Source organism: Actinomyces sp. 432, assembly GCF_009930875.1.
In the GTDB taxonomy this organism is placed as follows: domain Bacteria; phylum Actinomycetota; class Actinomycetes; order Actinomycetales; family Actinomycetaceae; genus Actinomyces.
On record NZ_CP025249.1, the window covers coordinates 1374159 to 1388788 of the forward strand.

Annotated in this window: 14 protein-coding genes, 1 pseudogene and 1 riboswitch; of the genes and pseudogenes, 3 read left to right on the forward strand and 12 right to left on the reverse strand. The window is 70.2% G+C overall.

What is annotated here, in order from left to right; genetic code table 11:
* Positions 1–23 precede the first annotated feature (23 nt).
* From tatC to CWT12_RS05665, 4 genes are all read right to left on the reverse strand, one after another.
* Positions 24–854: a twin-arginine translocase subunit TatC gene (gene tatC, locus CWT12_RS05650; protein ID WP_442862555.1), complete on the reverse strand. Its 831-nt coding sequence runs from the start codon at positions 852–854 to the stop codon at positions 24–26.
* 134 nt (positions 855–988) lie between these two features.
* Entirely contained in the window at positions 989–1273 is a 285-nt protein-coding gene (gene tatA, locus CWT12_RS05655; protein ID WP_343212236.1) for a Sec-independent protein translocase subunit TatA, read from the reverse strand.
* Positions 1274–1394: 121 nt separating this feature from the next.
* Positions 1395–2339 (reverse strand): helix-turn-helix transcriptional regulator, encoded by a 945-nt coding sequence (locus CWT12_RS05660; RefSeq protein WP_161924034.1) that lies wholly within the window; start codon positions 2337–2339, stop codon positions 1395–1397.
* Between the two features lies 1 nt (position 2340).
* Positions 2341–3402 (reverse strand): helix-turn-helix transcriptional regulator, encoded by a 1062-nt coding sequence (locus tag CWT12_RS05665; protein ID WP_237564332.1) that lies wholly within the window; start codon positions 3400–3402, stop codon positions 2341–2343.
* Positions 3403–3468: 66 nt separating this feature from the next.
* Between CWT12_RS05665 and CWT12_RS05670 the strand changes: the two genes are divergently transcribed.
* The 3 genes from CWT12_RS05670 to hisG all read left to right on the forward strand — a co-directional run bounded on the left by CWT12_RS05670 (position 3469) and on the right by hisG (position 5944).
* Complete coding sequence (locus CWT12_RS05670; RefSeq protein WP_161924035.1) at positions 3469–4710, forward strand: DUF3866 family protein; 1242 nt, start codon at positions 3469–3471, stop codon at positions 4708–4710.
* Between the two features lie 42 nt (positions 4711–4752).
* Positions 4753–5016 (forward strand): phosphoribosyl-ATP diphosphatase, encoded by a 264-nt coding sequence (locus CWT12_RS05675; protein WP_161924036.1) that lies wholly within the window; start codon positions 4753–4755, stop codon positions 5014–5016.
* 82 nt (positions 5017–5098) lie between these two features.
* Positions 5099–5944, forward strand: coding sequence for an ATP phosphoribosyltransferase (gene hisG / locus CWT12_RS05680; RefSeq protein ID WP_161924037.1), 846 nt, complete (start codon positions 5099–5101; stop codon positions 5942–5944).
* 29 nt (positions 5945–5973) lie between these two features.
* On the opposite strand, the gene CWT12_RS05685 is transcribed toward hisG, so the two are convergent.
* From CWT12_RS05685 to dhaK, 8 genes and pseudogenes are all read right to left on the reverse strand, one after another.
* On the reverse strand, positions 5974–7011 hold the full coding sequence (locus tag CWT12_RS05685) for an ABC transporter substrate-binding protein (RefSeq protein ID WP_161924038.1): 1038 nt from the start codon (positions 7009–7011) through the stop codon (positions 5974–5976).
* A 101-nt stretch (positions 7012–7112) separates the two neighbouring features.
* A complete protein-coding gene (locus CWT12_RS05690; protein WP_161925325.1) occupies positions 7113–7841 on the reverse strand; it encodes an ABC transporter permease in 729 nt (242 codons plus the stop codon).
* A 292-nt stretch (positions 7842–8133) separates the two neighbouring features.
* Positions 8134–8276: riboswitch (FMN riboswitch) on the reverse strand.
* A gap of 123 nt (positions 8277–8399) precedes the next feature.
* The gene (gene amrS / locus CWT12_RS05695) at positions 8400–9527 is read right to left on the reverse strand and encodes an AmmeMemoRadiSam system radical SAM enzyme (RefSeq protein ID WP_161924039.1); all 1128 of its coding nucleotides are present in this window, start codon (positions 9525–9527) and stop codon (positions 8400–8402) included.
* A gap of 217 nt (positions 9528–9744) precedes the next feature.
* A pseudogene (gene amrB / locus CWT12_RS13875) lies at positions 9745–10947 on the reverse strand (AmmeMemoRadiSam system protein B); the annotation flags it as partial.
* Positions 10948–11022: 75 nt separating this feature from the next.
* A complete protein-coding gene (gene putP, locus CWT12_RS05705) occupies positions 11023–12504 on the reverse strand; it encodes a sodium/proline symporter PutP (protein ID WP_161924040.1) in 1482 nt (493 codons plus the stop codon).
* Between the two features lie 7 nt (positions 12505–12511).
* Entirely contained in the window at positions 12512–12931 is a 420-nt protein-coding gene (gene dhaM / locus CWT12_RS05710) for a dihydroxyacetone kinase phosphoryl donor subunit DhaM (protein ID WP_161924041.1), read from the reverse strand.
* A complete protein-coding gene (gene dhaL, locus CWT12_RS05715; RefSeq protein WP_161924042.1) occupies positions 12928–13620 on the reverse strand; it encodes a dihydroxyacetone kinase subunit DhaL in 693 nt (230 codons plus the stop codon). The genes dhaM and dhaL overlap by 4 nt, the downstream gene beginning before the upstream one ends.
* A gap of 4 nt (positions 13621–13624) precedes the next feature.
* Entirely contained in the window at positions 13625–14629 is a 1005-nt protein-coding gene (gene dhaK / locus CWT12_RS05720; RefSeq protein ID WP_161924043.1) for a dihydroxyacetone kinase subunit DhaK, read from the reverse strand.
* Position 14630: the final 1 nt, after the last annotated feature.

A 14630-nucleotide genomic window follows, 5' to 3' on the forward strand; every position in this document is an offset into this window, starting at 1 on the left:
GGCTTGGGGCGGGCCGGTGCCGGTCAGGCGTTGGAGGCGGTTTCGGCAAGGGCTGCATCCAGGGCCGCGTCCTCCTCGGCACGGCGCTTGGCGACCCGCTTGTCGTGGCGGATGGAGATGTAGCAGGCCAGGAAGTAGAGGCCGGTGATCGGAATCGCCATGAAGATCATCGACCAGGGATCCGGCAGCGGGTTGGCGAAGGCCATGAAGGTGAAGATACCGATCACCGCCCAGCGCCAGCCCTTGAGCATGGTGCGCCCCTTCATCACCCCGAGCCGGTTGAGGGCCACCATGACCTCCGGGAGCAGGAACGCGGCTCCGAAGGCCAGCACCAGGCGCAGCACGAAGGACAGGTACACCGAGGCGTCCATGATGCCGGTGGCGGAGTCGGTGTTAGGGATGAAGCCGGTGAGGATCACGGCTGCGTGCGGCATGATCCACATGCCCAGTGCGCAGCCGGCGGCGAACAGCAGTAGCCCCACAACCCCGAAGACCCAGGTGTACGCCTTCTCCTTGCGTGTCATCCCCGGGCCCACATAGGCGAAGAACTCGTAAATCCACAGTGGTGACGCCAGCAGTACACCCAGCCAGATGGACACCCGCAGCCGCATGTCGAAGGAGGACAGCATCGTGGAGAAGTTGATGTTGAGGTTTGCGCCGCGGGCATTGGCGACCTCAACCGGGTGGGTGATGAACTGGTATACGGAGTCGTAGAGGAAATAGCCGACTACCGCCATGACGGTGATGCCGATGGCCGAGACGAACAGCCGGTTGCGCAGCTCGCGCAGGTGGTCCCCGATAGACATGATCGCCTCGGGGTTCTCCTTGCGCCTGCTGCCGGGCAGCTTCGGCATGTGCGGCACGTTCTACTCCTCCCGGGTACTGGTGGCCGGATGCGTTGCAAGCGGGACCGGACGGGCCGGGTCCCTGCGGCGAGATGCCACGGCGCTCGTCCCGCAGCGCGTTCACGGCGCCGCGCGCCGCGGCATCACTGCTGGACGGTGCCGTCCGTGTACGGCTGCGGCTGCTGCGGAGCGGCCTGGCCCGGCTGGGTGGGCTGGGTGTAGTAGGTGCCCTGCTGCGGCTGCTGAGGGATCTGGGCCGGCGGCTGCTGGACCGCCGGGGCGTCCTCGTCCTCGCGCAGCTCCTTGACCTCCTTCTTGAACACCTTCATGGACTTGCCGATGCTTCCGGCGATCTCAGGCAGCTTGTTTGCGCCGAAGATGAGGAGAATGAGGACAAGCAGAACGACGATGTGCGTGGGCTTGATCACGACGCTGCTCCTTTCGTGGGGCTCGCAACTGGATGAGCCCGCGTGGTACGCCATGAGTCTAGCGTTTCGCCGGTGGGGCCTGAGCACCGGGCGACGGTGTTCCACCCTAGGCGTATCAACCTCAATTGCGGTGCACCTGAGCATCCAGCGCCAGGGCACGGCGCGCCGCCGCACCGGCGGCGGCGGTGAGATCCGCGGGCGCGGCGTGCCTCAGGTGCCTCCCGGCTGACAGCAGCAGTCCGATCAGCCAGGCCTGGTCGCGGCCCCTCACCCGAATGTGCAGCACGCCGTCCTCAGCAATGGACACCTGCTCGCAGGGGACCTGCTCGACTAGCCAGCGCCCCGATGGCTTCAGGCTGAGGCACAACTCCGGATCGGGGTCATGCTTGCTCCCGCGGCGGCGATGCGCCGTGGCCTGCACCGGCAGCACTTGCGCCGCCAGGATGCGATCGAGCCGGAAGGAGCGCTCCGCTCCGGCGCTCAGGCACCAGGCCCGCAGCGTCAGGTGCGTGCCGTCACTGGTCAGTTCCAGCGGGTCGACATCACGTTCAGAGCGAGTATCGGTAGCGGAGACATACGTCAGACGCAGGCGCCTTCCCTCGGCCAGGGCACGGCGCACGGTTACCAGCACAGTGGAATGCGGGCCCGGCGCGGCGACGGGCGCGTCAGCGGCGGCGCCCAGGGCCTGGCGCAGAACCGCCCGGGTGCGGCTCAGCGTCGCCAGGGCCTGCGGGTCGTCGGCCAGCACGCCGATGAGCACCTCCAGCGACAGCAGCAGGGCGACCGCCTCGCGGTGGGACAGGCGAACGGGCCGGTCCAGGCCGAGTGGCTCGGTCAGGCGCAGGCGGCCCGCCTCGAAGTCGGAGGCGGAGAAGTCGACCAGCTCATCGGGCATGCCGCCGGGCAGGCCCGATACCCACAAGGTGTCCACATCCTTGCGTATCGTCTCCGGTGTGACGCCGAAGTGCGCGGCTGCCTGCGCGAAGGTGGCGCCGTCGTGCTCAGCCACCCAGGCGGGCAGCGCCAGCAGGCGTACCAGTCGGTCCGTGGAGCTGGGCCGGGCCACTTCAGTCCTCCTCCGGCTGCGGTGGGGCGGACAGCGCGGCGACGGCGTTCAAGTGCTCCAGAACGTCCTGGCGCAGCTGCGCGGGTGCCAGCACGACGACGGCGTCCGCGAGCGCGGCCAGGGCGCCGGCGAAGGCGAAGCGATCAGTGAACGTGACATTGATTACATCCCACTGCTGGGGAAGGCGCCGGGCCAGGTCCCCAAGTCGTTGTCCGGGCACTGGGGGCAGCTCTCGGGGTGCTGGGCCGTCCGCCAGCTCGGCGGCGCTGTAGCTCACCAGCGCGCGCGAGCGCAGCTGCAGGGCGCGTCCGGGCGCAACCGCGATCAGCGCCTGCGCCGTGACGGGTGCGGTGATTTCGGGCGCGGGAAAGGCGTCGGCGCTGGATACCACGGACACCGGTCCGACCACACGGGCCAGACGGAACGTGCGCTGCTGCCCGGAGGCCCGGTCCAGTCCGTCCAGGTACCAGGCGCCTTCACTCATGCGCATCCGGTGCGGCTCTACTATGCGGGCACTCACCCGCCCGGAGTTGGCGGAGGCGTATTCGAAGCTCACCCGACGCCGTTCCCGGACGGCGGTGGCCAGTTCCGCGGGAACCTGCCCGCCGGAGACATCACTGCCCAGGTCGATGCTCAGGTCCGGCAGTGAGTCGGCGGCGTCGTCGACGCCGGCCACGGCCCGGATCTTCGTCAGCGCATGGCGGGCGGCGGGGGTCAGGGCCCCGGAGCGCCAGGCTGAGGCTGCCAGCTCCACGGCGGCGGCCTGCTGCGCGGTCAGTGTCAGGTCAGGCAGCGCGTAATCGGCCTCGGTGATGCGGTAGCGCGCCTGGTCCGCCTGCCCGGTGGTGGTGATGTCGATGCCCAGTTCCCGCAGCACGTCCTTGTCCCGTTCGAACATGCGGTCGGCTGAGCTGCCGCCCTCGGGATCGTATCCGGCAACCGACCCGATGATCTGTGCCTTGGTCATACCGGAGGCGGTGTTGCGCAGCGCCAGCAACAGGTTGACCTGGCGCTCCTCGGTGGGGATGGCCGTGGGCTCGGGGCGCGGCGCGGGTTCGGACACGGGGCCAGCGTATGCGCAGCGCGGGTCCGCAGCGATCGGAACACCCGGGTGGCTTAGGGTGGTTCCATGATGTGGCGTGACGGGGACGTGCTCGCGGTGCGGGAGGTCTGGGGGCAGTCCGGGAGGCGCTGTGCCGAGCTGGAGGTGCGCATCGTCTCGGCCCCGCCGGGTGCTGCCGTGCTGGGCGCCGGCGAGCCGTGCCGGGCGATCGCCTACGAGTCCGTGACCGGGCTGCCGGAGCCCGGGGAGTGGGTACGCCTGGAGGTGTCCGCCCTGGCCCGTGGCCTGGGCACTGGGGGGCACGGCATGGTCACTGCGCGGCCCGGCATACTGCCGGCGGATCCGGAGCCGGGCGGTCACCTGGTCAAGGCACGTTACATGCCCGACCAGGTCATGGTTACCGGCGTGGATGAGCAGAACACCCCGCTTCACTCGCGGCTGTCGGCCCCTATTGACGCGCTGACGCTGGCCGGCGCGCCGGTGGTGATCGCCGATCTGCATTCCTCCCTGCCCGCCATCCTGGCCGGGCTGCTACGCCCGGATCTTGACCCGGCGCTTGACCCGGTCCCTGAGGGCTTCTCTCCGGGCGCGGGCCCCGACGCGGCGGCGCGGCCCCTCCGAGTGGCGTACGTGATGACTGACGGGGGCGCGCTGCCGCTGCCCTACTCGCGCTCGGTTGCCGGGTTACAGGCGGCCGGGGTGCTCGTCGGCACCGTCAGCGTCGGCCAGTCGTGGGGCGGGGACCTGGAGGCGGTGAGCATCCACAACGGCCTACTGGCCGCCCGCCTCGTGCTGGAAGCGGACGTGATCGTCGTCACCCAGGGACCTGGCAACCTGGGTACGGATACGCCCTGGGGCTTCTCCGGGGTCGCCTGTGGTGACGCCGTGAACGCCGCAGCCGCACTGGGCGGTCGGCCGGTCGCCTGCCTGCGGGTGTCGCAGGCGGATGCCCGCCTGCGACACCGGGGAGTCTCTCATCATTCGATCACCGCCTACGGGCGCGTGGCAATGGCGGCCGCCGACGTCGTCGTGCCCGAGCTGCCCGGCGCACTGGGGACGCGGATCGCCGAGCAGGCCGCCGCCCTGTGCGGTCCCCGCGAGCTGGGGGCCGCGCACCGCTTGGTGAAGGTGGCGGTTGGGGGCCTGTATCAGGCGCTGGCAGACATGCAGCAGGCGACCGGGGTGCGGCTGAGCACCATGGGCCGCGGGCTCGATCAGGACGAGGCCGCCTTCCTGGCGGCGGCCGCCGCCGGCCGTCACGCAGCCCGACTGGTATACGAGCCCGCCGGGCGCGTCCCGCAGGATTGAGCGCGGTGCGTGCCCGTGGCGGGGCTGCACTACGCTGTGCCCATGAAGACCTTTGAGGACCTATTCGCCGAGCTGCAGGACAAGGCCGCTTCTCGCCCTGCCGGTTCCGGCACGGTTGAGGAGCTGGACCGCGGCGTGCACTTCATCGGCAAGAAGCTGGTGGAGGAGGCCGCCGAGGCGTGGATGGCCTGTGAGCACGAGTCTGACGCGGCGGCCTGCGAGGAACTCAGCCAGCTGCTGTACCACGCCCAGGTGATGATGCTGGCCAAGGGCTACACGCTCGAGGACGTTTACCGCTACCTGTGAGGCCAGGGTACGCCGGGCCCCGCATGATCCATCACCCCCACTGACCACGCTTTCAAGCTCCACTACACAGTCAAGGAACAACGTGCTGCGCATCGCCGTGCCCAATAAGGGCTCCCTGTCCGAGCCCGCCACCACCATGCTCGCCGAGGCGGGCTACCGCACCCGCCGCTCCGGTAGGGAGCTCGTCCTGGTCGACGACGCCAACCAGGTCGAGCTGTTCTTCCTGCGCCCGCGCGACATCGCCGTCTACGTCGGCCAGGGCACCGTGCACGCCGGTGTCACCGGCCGCGACCTGCTGCTGGACTCGGGCGTGGAGGCGATTGAGCACCTGCCGCTCGGCTTTGCCCGCTCCACGTTCCGCTTCGCCGCGCCCGCAGGCACCATGAGCGCGCTTGGTGATATCGAGGGCAAGCGCGTGGCGACCTCCTACGACGTTTTGGTGCGCAACTTCCTGGCGGAGCAGGGGATCAACGCCCAGACCGTGCACCTGGACGGTGCCGTGGAGTCCTCCGTGCAGCTGGGGGTGGCGGACCTGATCGCCGACGTCGTCGAGACCGGGTCGACCCTGCGGGCCGCGGGCCTGGAGACCTTCGGGGAGCCGATCCTGGCCAGCGAGGCGGTGCTGATCACCACCGAGCAGTACCGCGACGAGCCCGGCCTGGCCACGCTCGTACGCCGCCTGGAGGGGGTGCTGCGGGCCCGCTCCTACGTGCTGGTGGACTATGACATCCCCATGAACCGGATGCACCTGGCCAGCGAGATCACCCCCGGCATTGAGTCCCCCACCGTCTCGCCGCTGCAGAACCCCGACTGGGTGGCGGTGCGGGCGATGGTGCCCCGCAAGGACGCCAACCGCGTCATGGATGAGCTCTACGCAATCGGGGCGCGCGCCATCCTCGTGTCCTCCCTGGTGGCCTGCCGACTGTAAGCCCCGCCAGGATCCCACCGGGCGCTGGGTCAGGCAGTGAGCAGCGGGTCGCAGACGGCGTCTGAGGTCACGGTGGTCTCGCCGAGCAGGCCGCGGCCGGCGAGGAAGTCGATGGTCTCCCCCACCTGCTCGGGCACCAGCGCGCCCACCACCGTGTTCTCGTTGGGACGCACCAGCTCACCCGTGGCCACGGCCACCTCGCGCGCATTGTCCGCCTGCGTGGAGTCGACCAGGTCGGGCACGTACTCCTTGGTGGCCGCCACGGCGGCATCGGGGTCATCCACGAACTTGGTCATCCCGACTGCGGAGGCCGCAACTGCCGCCTCCAGCTCGCCGCGGCGGTCGGCGAGCACCTGCGGGGTGGTGATCAGGGAGGCGCCCAGCAGCGGCACCTCCTCGCCGATGGCGAGCACCCGCACCGGGGTGCCGTTCTGGGCGATTTGGACGGCGTCGTTGTTGGAGAATCCGGCGATCGCGTCGACCTTGCCGCTGGAGAGGGCGGCCTGCTGGGTGTAGCCGATCTCCTGCACATCGACGTCGTCCTCGCTCAGCCCTGCGGAGGACAACGCCACCAGCACCGAGTACCAGGTCTCCCCCGTTTTTCCGGGGGTGCCGATCGTCTTGCCGGCCAGGTCGGCCAGCTCGGTGACGTCGGACTCCTCGGGGACGATGATGCAGCCCGGGTAGCGCTGGTAGTAGCCGCCGATGATGACCAGCTCATTGCCATTGGACGCGGCCACGATGGCCTCGTCACCGCCCGCCACCACCACGTGCTCGGTCCCGGCCAGCAGGGCGTCGAACTGTCCCTCCTGCTCCCCGTGGTGGCGCAGGGAGACGCCCGGCGCGTACTCGCCGTCGGCCAGCGCCAGGTAGAAGGGCGCGAACTGCACGTTCGGGGTGTAGGTCATGCCGATCACCAGCCCGGAGGCGTCGGCGGAGGCGGAGACGTTGGAGCTCCGGGCGCCGCTGCCCGAGGCGCAGGCGGCGAGCAGGCCTACGGCGCCCGCACCCATGGCGGTCAGAACTGTGCGGCGGCTCGGAGCCGGGCGCGGGGTAAGAGCGGGCATGAGGTTCCTTTCGGTGCCGTGCGGCGGTTAGAAGATTCGGACGGGCAAAACAGAGGGAATCGGTCGGTGGGTGTTTGCGCGAGGGGGCCGGTGGTGCCGGCTCAGGTGGCGCGGCGCCCCCGCATCGAGGCGACGACGCGGCTGCGCCGCTCCAGCTCGTGCAGCACCCAGTGGATGGTGGTGGCGATGACGCAAAGCACCACGATGGTGGAGAACAGCCCGGTGGTATCGACCGTCTGGCGCTGGGAGGCGAGCACCATGCCCAGGCCCTCCCCGCCCATAGTCATCTCGCCGATCACGGCGCCGGTGACGGACAGGGTGAAGCCGGTGCGCAGGCCGGAGAGGATCGAGGGCAGCGCCATGGGCAGCTCCATGTAAATGAGCATGCTCACTCCGTGGGCGCCGTCCAGGCGGGCGGCGTCAATGACATCGGTATCCAGTCCACGCAGGCCCAGCAGGACCGTGACGGTGATGGGGAAGAAGACCATGAGCACGCACAGGACCACGGTCGGCACCGTCCCGTAGCCGATCCACACCACCAGTAGCGGGGCAATGGCGATGGCTGGAACTGCCTGGGACGCCGCCACATACGGCAGGACGGCGCGGGAGAAGCGGCGGGAGCGGTACAGGGTCCAGGCCAGGGGCAGCGATAGGGCGGCGGCGGCCAGGCAGCCGAGCAGCGCCTCCCGCAGGGTCACCCAGGCGTATCCGGCCAGGCCGCCCTGGGTGAAGGCGAGCACCAGGCGGCGGGCGACGTCGAGGGGGCCGGGCAGGAAGACCGGCGGGATCAGTCCGGCGCGGGTAATCGCCCACCAGGCCAGCAGCAGCATGGCCCCAAGCGTCACGGGCGGGCTCAGCAACGGTCGCAGCAGGCAGGGCGATCCGATGTGCGGGCTCCGCGGCGCGCGGGCGGCCTCGCGTTCGGCCACGCCGAGGCCGATGCTGGCGACGGTGGCGCTCGTCATGCACAGTGTCCTCTCCGGCTCCCCCGGAGCACCCACCCCGGGGCACTCCGGGGTGACGGGCGGTACGCGCGTAGCGCCGCACGGCGCGGGTCCCTGCCTACAGCCGGGATGCGCCCGCATGGGAGCGCACCACGATCCGCCGACGCCGGACGCGCGCCACGTGTCTCCTCCCATCCGGACTTTAACCGTCGGTACCGGAATTCCACCGGCTCAGCCGACCGCGCCCACCCTGCGGGTGGATGCGGTCGGGTCGCGGACTGTCACCGCCGGTTCGGGCTTTCACCGACCCCGGAGCACGTTGTATGCATCTCCGACATTAGCGGCTGGTGACGGCAGCGGCAACCCCGCTCACCACTCCGAAGTCTTTTGCACATACGCGGCTAAGTGCACCAGGACGCGGACCGTGGACGTGTTCGCCGCTGCTCACCATTCCGTCGGGGCCAGGCGCCACGGGAATGCTGCCGCTCCGCCGCCGGGGTCGTCGGCGTCGAACAGGCCGGGCAGCCGCCGCCCGCAGTGCCGGCAGCAACCCGCCGTATCCAGCTCGTAGGTCTCCACCATGTAGCCATGGCGAGCGATAACCGCCTGCCCGCAGCCCGGGCACAGGGTCGTCGTGCCCTCCCCGCTACGCACATTGCCGAGGTACACGAAGCGCAGCCCCGCGTCCAGCGCCGCGCGGCGGGCCCGGCGCAGTGTCGCCACCGGCGTCGGCGGCCGGTCCAGCATGCGGTGGGCGGGATGGAAGGCCGTCAGGTGCAGCGGCGTGTCCGCACCAAGTGCGCTAACCACCCAGGCGGCGAGCCGACCGACCTCCTCGGGCGAGTCGTTCAGGCCCGGGATGAGCAGCGTGGTCAGCTCCAGCCAGGCAGTGGTGCGCTCGCGCACGCGCACCAGCGTGTCCTGCACGTCCCGCAGCCGCGCGCCGGTGACCTTCCGGTAGAAGTCCTCGGTGAAGCCCTTGAGGTCAATGTTCGCGGCGTCGACGGCGCCGAACAGCTCCAGCGCCGGCTGGTCGCAGATCCACCCGGCGCTGACCGCGTAGGCCAGCAGCCCGCGCTCGTGGCAGGCGCGGGCAGTGTCGATGGCGTACTCGGCGAAGACCACCGGGTCGTTGTAGGTGAAGGCGACAGCGCGGGCACCCAACCGGGCGGCCTGATCGGCGATCCGGTCCGGTGGGGCGTCCACGCTCAGCACCTCGGTGGAGCGGGCTGTGGAGATCTCCCAGTTCTGACAGAACTTGCACGACAGGTTGCAGCCTGCGGTGCCGAAGGACAGCACTGAACTGCCGGGGTGGACGTGGTTCAGCGGCTTCTTCTCAACCGGGTCCAGGCACACACCCGTGGACCGGCCATAGGCGGTCAGCACAATCCGCTCCCCGTTGCGCCGCCGCACGAAGCAGAAGCCGCGCTGTCCCTCCCGCAGGCGGCAGTGGCGCGAGCACAGGTCGCACTGCAGCCGCCCGTCCGGCAGCGGGTGCCACCAGCGGGCCGTGTAGCCGGCGTCCCCACCTGCGGTGCCCGGCCGGGAGACGGGCGGGGCGGAGGCGGTCATGACTCCTCCCAGGCGCGGACCCGGTAGGTCTCCGCGACCAGTTCCGCATCCCAGAATCCGGCGGGCCAGCCGGCCTTGCGCTTGAGCCGGCGCAGGAATTCGGCCGGGTCGGGCAGCTCGTCCCATACCTGCGGCAGGAAGGTGGCGCGCCGGGCCCCAGCGACAGCACTACGCCGTCGACGCCGGGGCGCAGGCGGCGGAGCAGCTCCTGCTCCTCATGGACCTCCAGGCGTTCCGGCGTACTCAGCACCGACACCTCCAGGCTCAGGGCCGGCAGCTCCGTGGCCGTGACGGGCGGAAACCGCGGGTCGCGCAGGGCGGCGGCAACGGCGTTGGCCACGACGTCCTCGCCAAGCGGTCGGCGCGCCTCCAGCGAGCCGATGCAGCCGCGCAGAGAGCCGTCCGCGCTGCGCAGGGTTACGAAGGCGGCACCGGGACGATCCAGCCAGTTGGGCCCCTCCCCCGCCGGCAACTCGGCGGGATAGCCGGCCTCGGCGCCCACGGCGCGGGCGATCGCCCGGCGTGCCAGCGGCAGCAGCGTGTTTCCGGCGTCGGCGGGCGGCTCGGTCGCCTGTGTATCCGCGGCTGCCACGGTGACGGCAGGTTCGTCCCCTGCGGTGGGCGCCTCGTGGAGGGCGACGGCGCAGTAGCCGACCACCCGGTCCGGGTTACCGGCGGTGTCGGCCGATGTGCACCGCCCCAGCAGTTCGGCGCGCATGCCGTGCTCCTGCGCGGCCAGAAGCATGCCGTTCAACGGGGTGGCGCCGCAGGCGCGGTCGTGCGGGATGGTGGAGTCCAGTGCCAGGATGCGCGCAACGGTCTCCGTGTCAACCGCTATTGCCAGGTCTTGCGGCAGGTAGTGGGACAGGTCGGAGGAGATGATGATGACGGTCTCCGGCCCGCCCCACAGTGCACTGATCACGTCGGCAACGGTGCGGGCCGAGGCGTCGCCGGCCGCCAGTGGCACCACTGTTACATCGCCGAGCACCGTCTGGATGAAGGGCAGCTGCACCTCCAGGGAGTGCTCCTGGGCGTGTACCTCCGGCGCGGTGCTCACCCCGGGCAGGGTGGCTGCCTGGGCGCAGCCGGCAGCGTCAGCCTCCAGCACTCCCAGGGGCGTGGCCAGCTGGTCCGCGCCAGGCAGGGCCAGCCCGCGCACCGGCACTCGGTGGGTGGGGCCGAGCAGCACCACTCGGGTGATGCGCCCCCGGCCTGCCTCCAGGCGCGCGTAGGCGCGCGCCGCCATGGGGCCGGAGTAGATGTAGCCGGCGTGCGGGACAACGAGGGCCTTGGGCACGGTCACGTGCCCAGGCAATTGGGTGCGTTCCTGGGTGAGCAGGTCGGCGAGCGCGCGTTTCAGGGCGCGGTCGTCCCCGGGGTAGAAGCTTCCGGCGACGGCTGGACGGCGGACGATCTTCATAGCGTTCTCTCCCTTGAGCACCACCAGGATACTCCGGTTCGGTACGCGCAGGCCGGGCCCCCAGTCCGGCGGGTGTCAGCGGGCGGCGGCCACCGCGGCCTCGAACTCGTCGGCGACCGCCGCATCGGGATGCCCCGCCCGCGAGACCAGCCAGGCTGCCAGGGCATTGGCGGCGAAGCCGGGGGCGAGCTCGTACAGGTCGAAGATGCCGCCGGGACCGCCGGAGACATTGCCCCACACCATTACCACCGCGGCGCCGGCGAGAATCCCGACGAATGCGCCCGTGGCAGTCAGCCGCTTCCAGTACAGGCACAGCAGGACTGTAGGGCCGAATGAGGCGCCGAAGCCCGCCCACGCGAAGGCGACCAGCGCCAGGATCGTGTCATTGGGCGTCCACGCCATTGCGGCGGCGATCACGGCTACGGCCAGTACGGCGAAGCGGGAGTACATGACCAGGCGGCGCTGCGAGACCTGCCGGCGGAACACGTGCCGGTACAGGTCCTCGATCAGGGCGGAGGAGGTGACCAGCAGCTGGCTGGAGATGGTGGACATGATCGCAGCCAGGATGGCGGCCAGCATGAATCCGGCGATAAACGGGTGGAACAAGAGCTGGCCCAGGGCGATGAACACGGTCTCCGGGTTGGCCAACGCGCCCCCGTCGCGCTGGAAGATGGCTACCCCGACGATGGCGGTGGCGGCGGCGCCGGCGACGGCGAACAGCATCCACCCGATCCCGATGCGGCGCCCGGAGAGCGCCTCCTGGGGGCTGCGCAGAGCCATGAAGCGCACGATGATGTGCGGTTGCCCGAAGTAGCCCAGGCCCCAGGCTAGGGAGGAGACGATTCCAATCACGGAGGTGGTGGGGCCCAGCACCGCCCAGTAGTGCGGGTCAACCTCGCTGACCGCGTGCAGGGCCGGTCCGAGCCCGCCGAGCCGGATCACTCCCACAATGGGCACGGCAACAAGCGCGGTGACCATCATGATGCCCTGCACCAAGTCCGTGTATGACACCGCCAGGAATCCGCCGACCAGCGTGTACATCACCGTAATGGCGGCAACCAGCGTCAGCCCGAGCCGGTACTCCATCCCGAAGGACGACTCGAAGAACGTGCCGCCGGAAACCATGCCGGAGGAGACGTAGAAGGTGAAGAACACGACGATTACGCCGCCACTGGCCCAACGCAGCAGGTGCCGGTCGTCGTGCAGGCGGTTGTCCAGGAAGCTGGGAATCGTGATGGAGTCGTGAGCGACCTCCGTATAGGAGCGCAGCCGGGGCGCCACGTACCGCCAGTTCAGCCAGGCGCCCGCCGTCAGCCCGACGGCGATCCATGCCTCCACCAACCCGCCGGCATATAACGCGCCCGGCAGCCCCATCAGCAGCCAGCCGGACATGTCGGAGGCGCCTGCGGACAGTGCGGTGACCGCGGGCCCGAGCCCGCGGTCCGCCAGCATGTAGTCGTCCAAGGAGTCGTTATGACCGTACGCCCACCAGCCGATCGCCACCATTCCGACGAAGTAGATGATCATGGAGATGGCTTGGAAGGTTGTCTCGGTCATGATTCTCCTACGGGGGTGGGGGGCCTACAACCTGCCGCAGTTTAAGCGAGGCCGCGGCGTCGGCGTCGGCGAGTACCACTTCGGGGGCCTCACCGGTGCCGGCGGCCGCGTACGCGGCGACCAGTCCCTCCACCAGGGCACCGCCGGAGAGCCGCACGCGCGCGGCCAGTTCCGGTTCCAGCAGCTCCAGGGCCATCTGCGCGCTGAGCACACCACTGCCCAGGTCTGCCAGGACCACCACCCCACTTCCGTCGTCGGCACGCTCGATCGCCGCCATGATCTCAGTGGCGTCAGTGCCCAGGGTGCCGTCGGGCAGTCCCGCCGCCACCTCCAGCGGCGCGTCCAGGCCCGGAATCAGAGCTGTTGCGAGCGCCACCGCGGCGTCTGCGAGCGGGCGCGAATGGGAGACGACGACGATGCCCGTCATGCGGCGCCCGCCGCGGTTCCGGAGACGACGTCGGCAAGCGCCTGCATGATCAGGGCGGTGGAGGCGGCGCCGGGGTCGACGTGGCCGACCGACCGCTCCCCCAGGTAGGAGGCGCGCCCTTTCTTCGCCAGCATGGGCGCGGTGGCCGCGCGGCCCGCATCCGCAGCGGCCGCTGCCTGCTCGACTGCGGCCGCCAAGGCTGAACCGGTCTCCGCCGGGGCGGGTGCCGCTGCACCGGTACGCAAAGCGCTCAAGGCAGGATTCCAGGCGTCGATCATGGTCTTGTCGCCGGACTCGGCGTTACCGCGCTGCACAATGCCGCCGATCCCGGCGGCCACGGCCTCCGCCAGGGCGGCCACGTCCAGGGACTGCTGGCCGGCGCAGGCGGTGGACATGCGCAGGAAGAACGTGCCGTACAGCGGGCCGGCGGCTCCGCCGACCTTAGAGATCAGTGCCATGGCGGTCTGCTTGAGCACCGCCGCCGGGGTCTCCGGCTGCTCGGGCAGCGCCTCGACCGCGGCGGCAAGACCACGTTTCATGTTCGCGCCGTGGTCGGCGTCGCCGATGGCCGCATCCAGGGCGGTCAGCTCATCGGCGTGGGTGGAGATCAACTGGCTAGTACGGCGGATCCAGGCGGCGACGTCGGCTGCGCGAAGCGCGGTCAGGGGGGTTGGTGCGTTCACGGTCATATTCTCAGATCCCCCAACGTAGTCCGGGCGTGTTTACCGGGGCGTCCCACAGGCGCAGCAGCTCCGCGTCGGCGCGCACGAGCGTGAGGGAGCAGCCTGCCATGTCGAGGCTGGTGATGTAGTTGCCCACCAGGGAACGCTCAACCTTGACGCCGGCGCGGTCAAGAATCTTGGCGACCTCCCCGTACATGAGGTAGAGCTCCAGCAGCGGAGTGGCACCCATCCCGTTGAGGAAGGCGATCACCCCGGTACCGTCGCCTTCGGGAAGCTCGTTCATGACGGGCTCAGTCAGGCGGGCGGCGATCTGCGAGGCGGGCGCGATCTTCTCCCGGTGCCGGCCGGGCTCGCCGTGGATGCCGATGCCGATCTCGATCTCATCATCAGGTAGGTCGAAGGAAGGCTTTCCGTTGGCTGGGACCGTGCAGGAGGTGAGGGCGACGCCCATGGAGCGGCCTGCCTCGGAGGTGCGCCTGGCCACGGCGGCGACGTCGGCGAGCGAACGGCCCTCCTCCGCAGCCGCTCCGGCGATCTTCTCCACGATCACGGTTACGCCCACGCCCCGGCGGCCGGCGGTGTAGAGGGAGTCCTCCACCGCCACGTCATCAGCAGTGACCACGGTGGCGACCTCGATACCCGACTCGGCGGCGACCAGCTCGGCGGCCATGTCAAAGTTCATGACGTCACCGGTGTAGTTCTTCACGATGTGCAGTACGCCCGCGCCCCGGTCGACCTCGGCGGTGGCCGCGGAGACCTGGTCGGGTACCGGCGAGGTGAAGATCTCGCCGGCGCAGGCGGCATCAAGCATGCCGGCTCCGACGAAGCCACCGTGGAGCGGCTCGTGGCCGCTGCCGCCTCCGGAGACAATGGCTACCTTGCCCTCGTCCTTGGGGACGGCGCGATAGACGATGTGCCGGTCGATGTCGACCCGCAGGCTGTCGGGGTGTGCCGCGGCCATCCCGGCCAGCGCGTCGGTCACTACCCCTTCGACGGAGTTGATCAACTTCTTCATG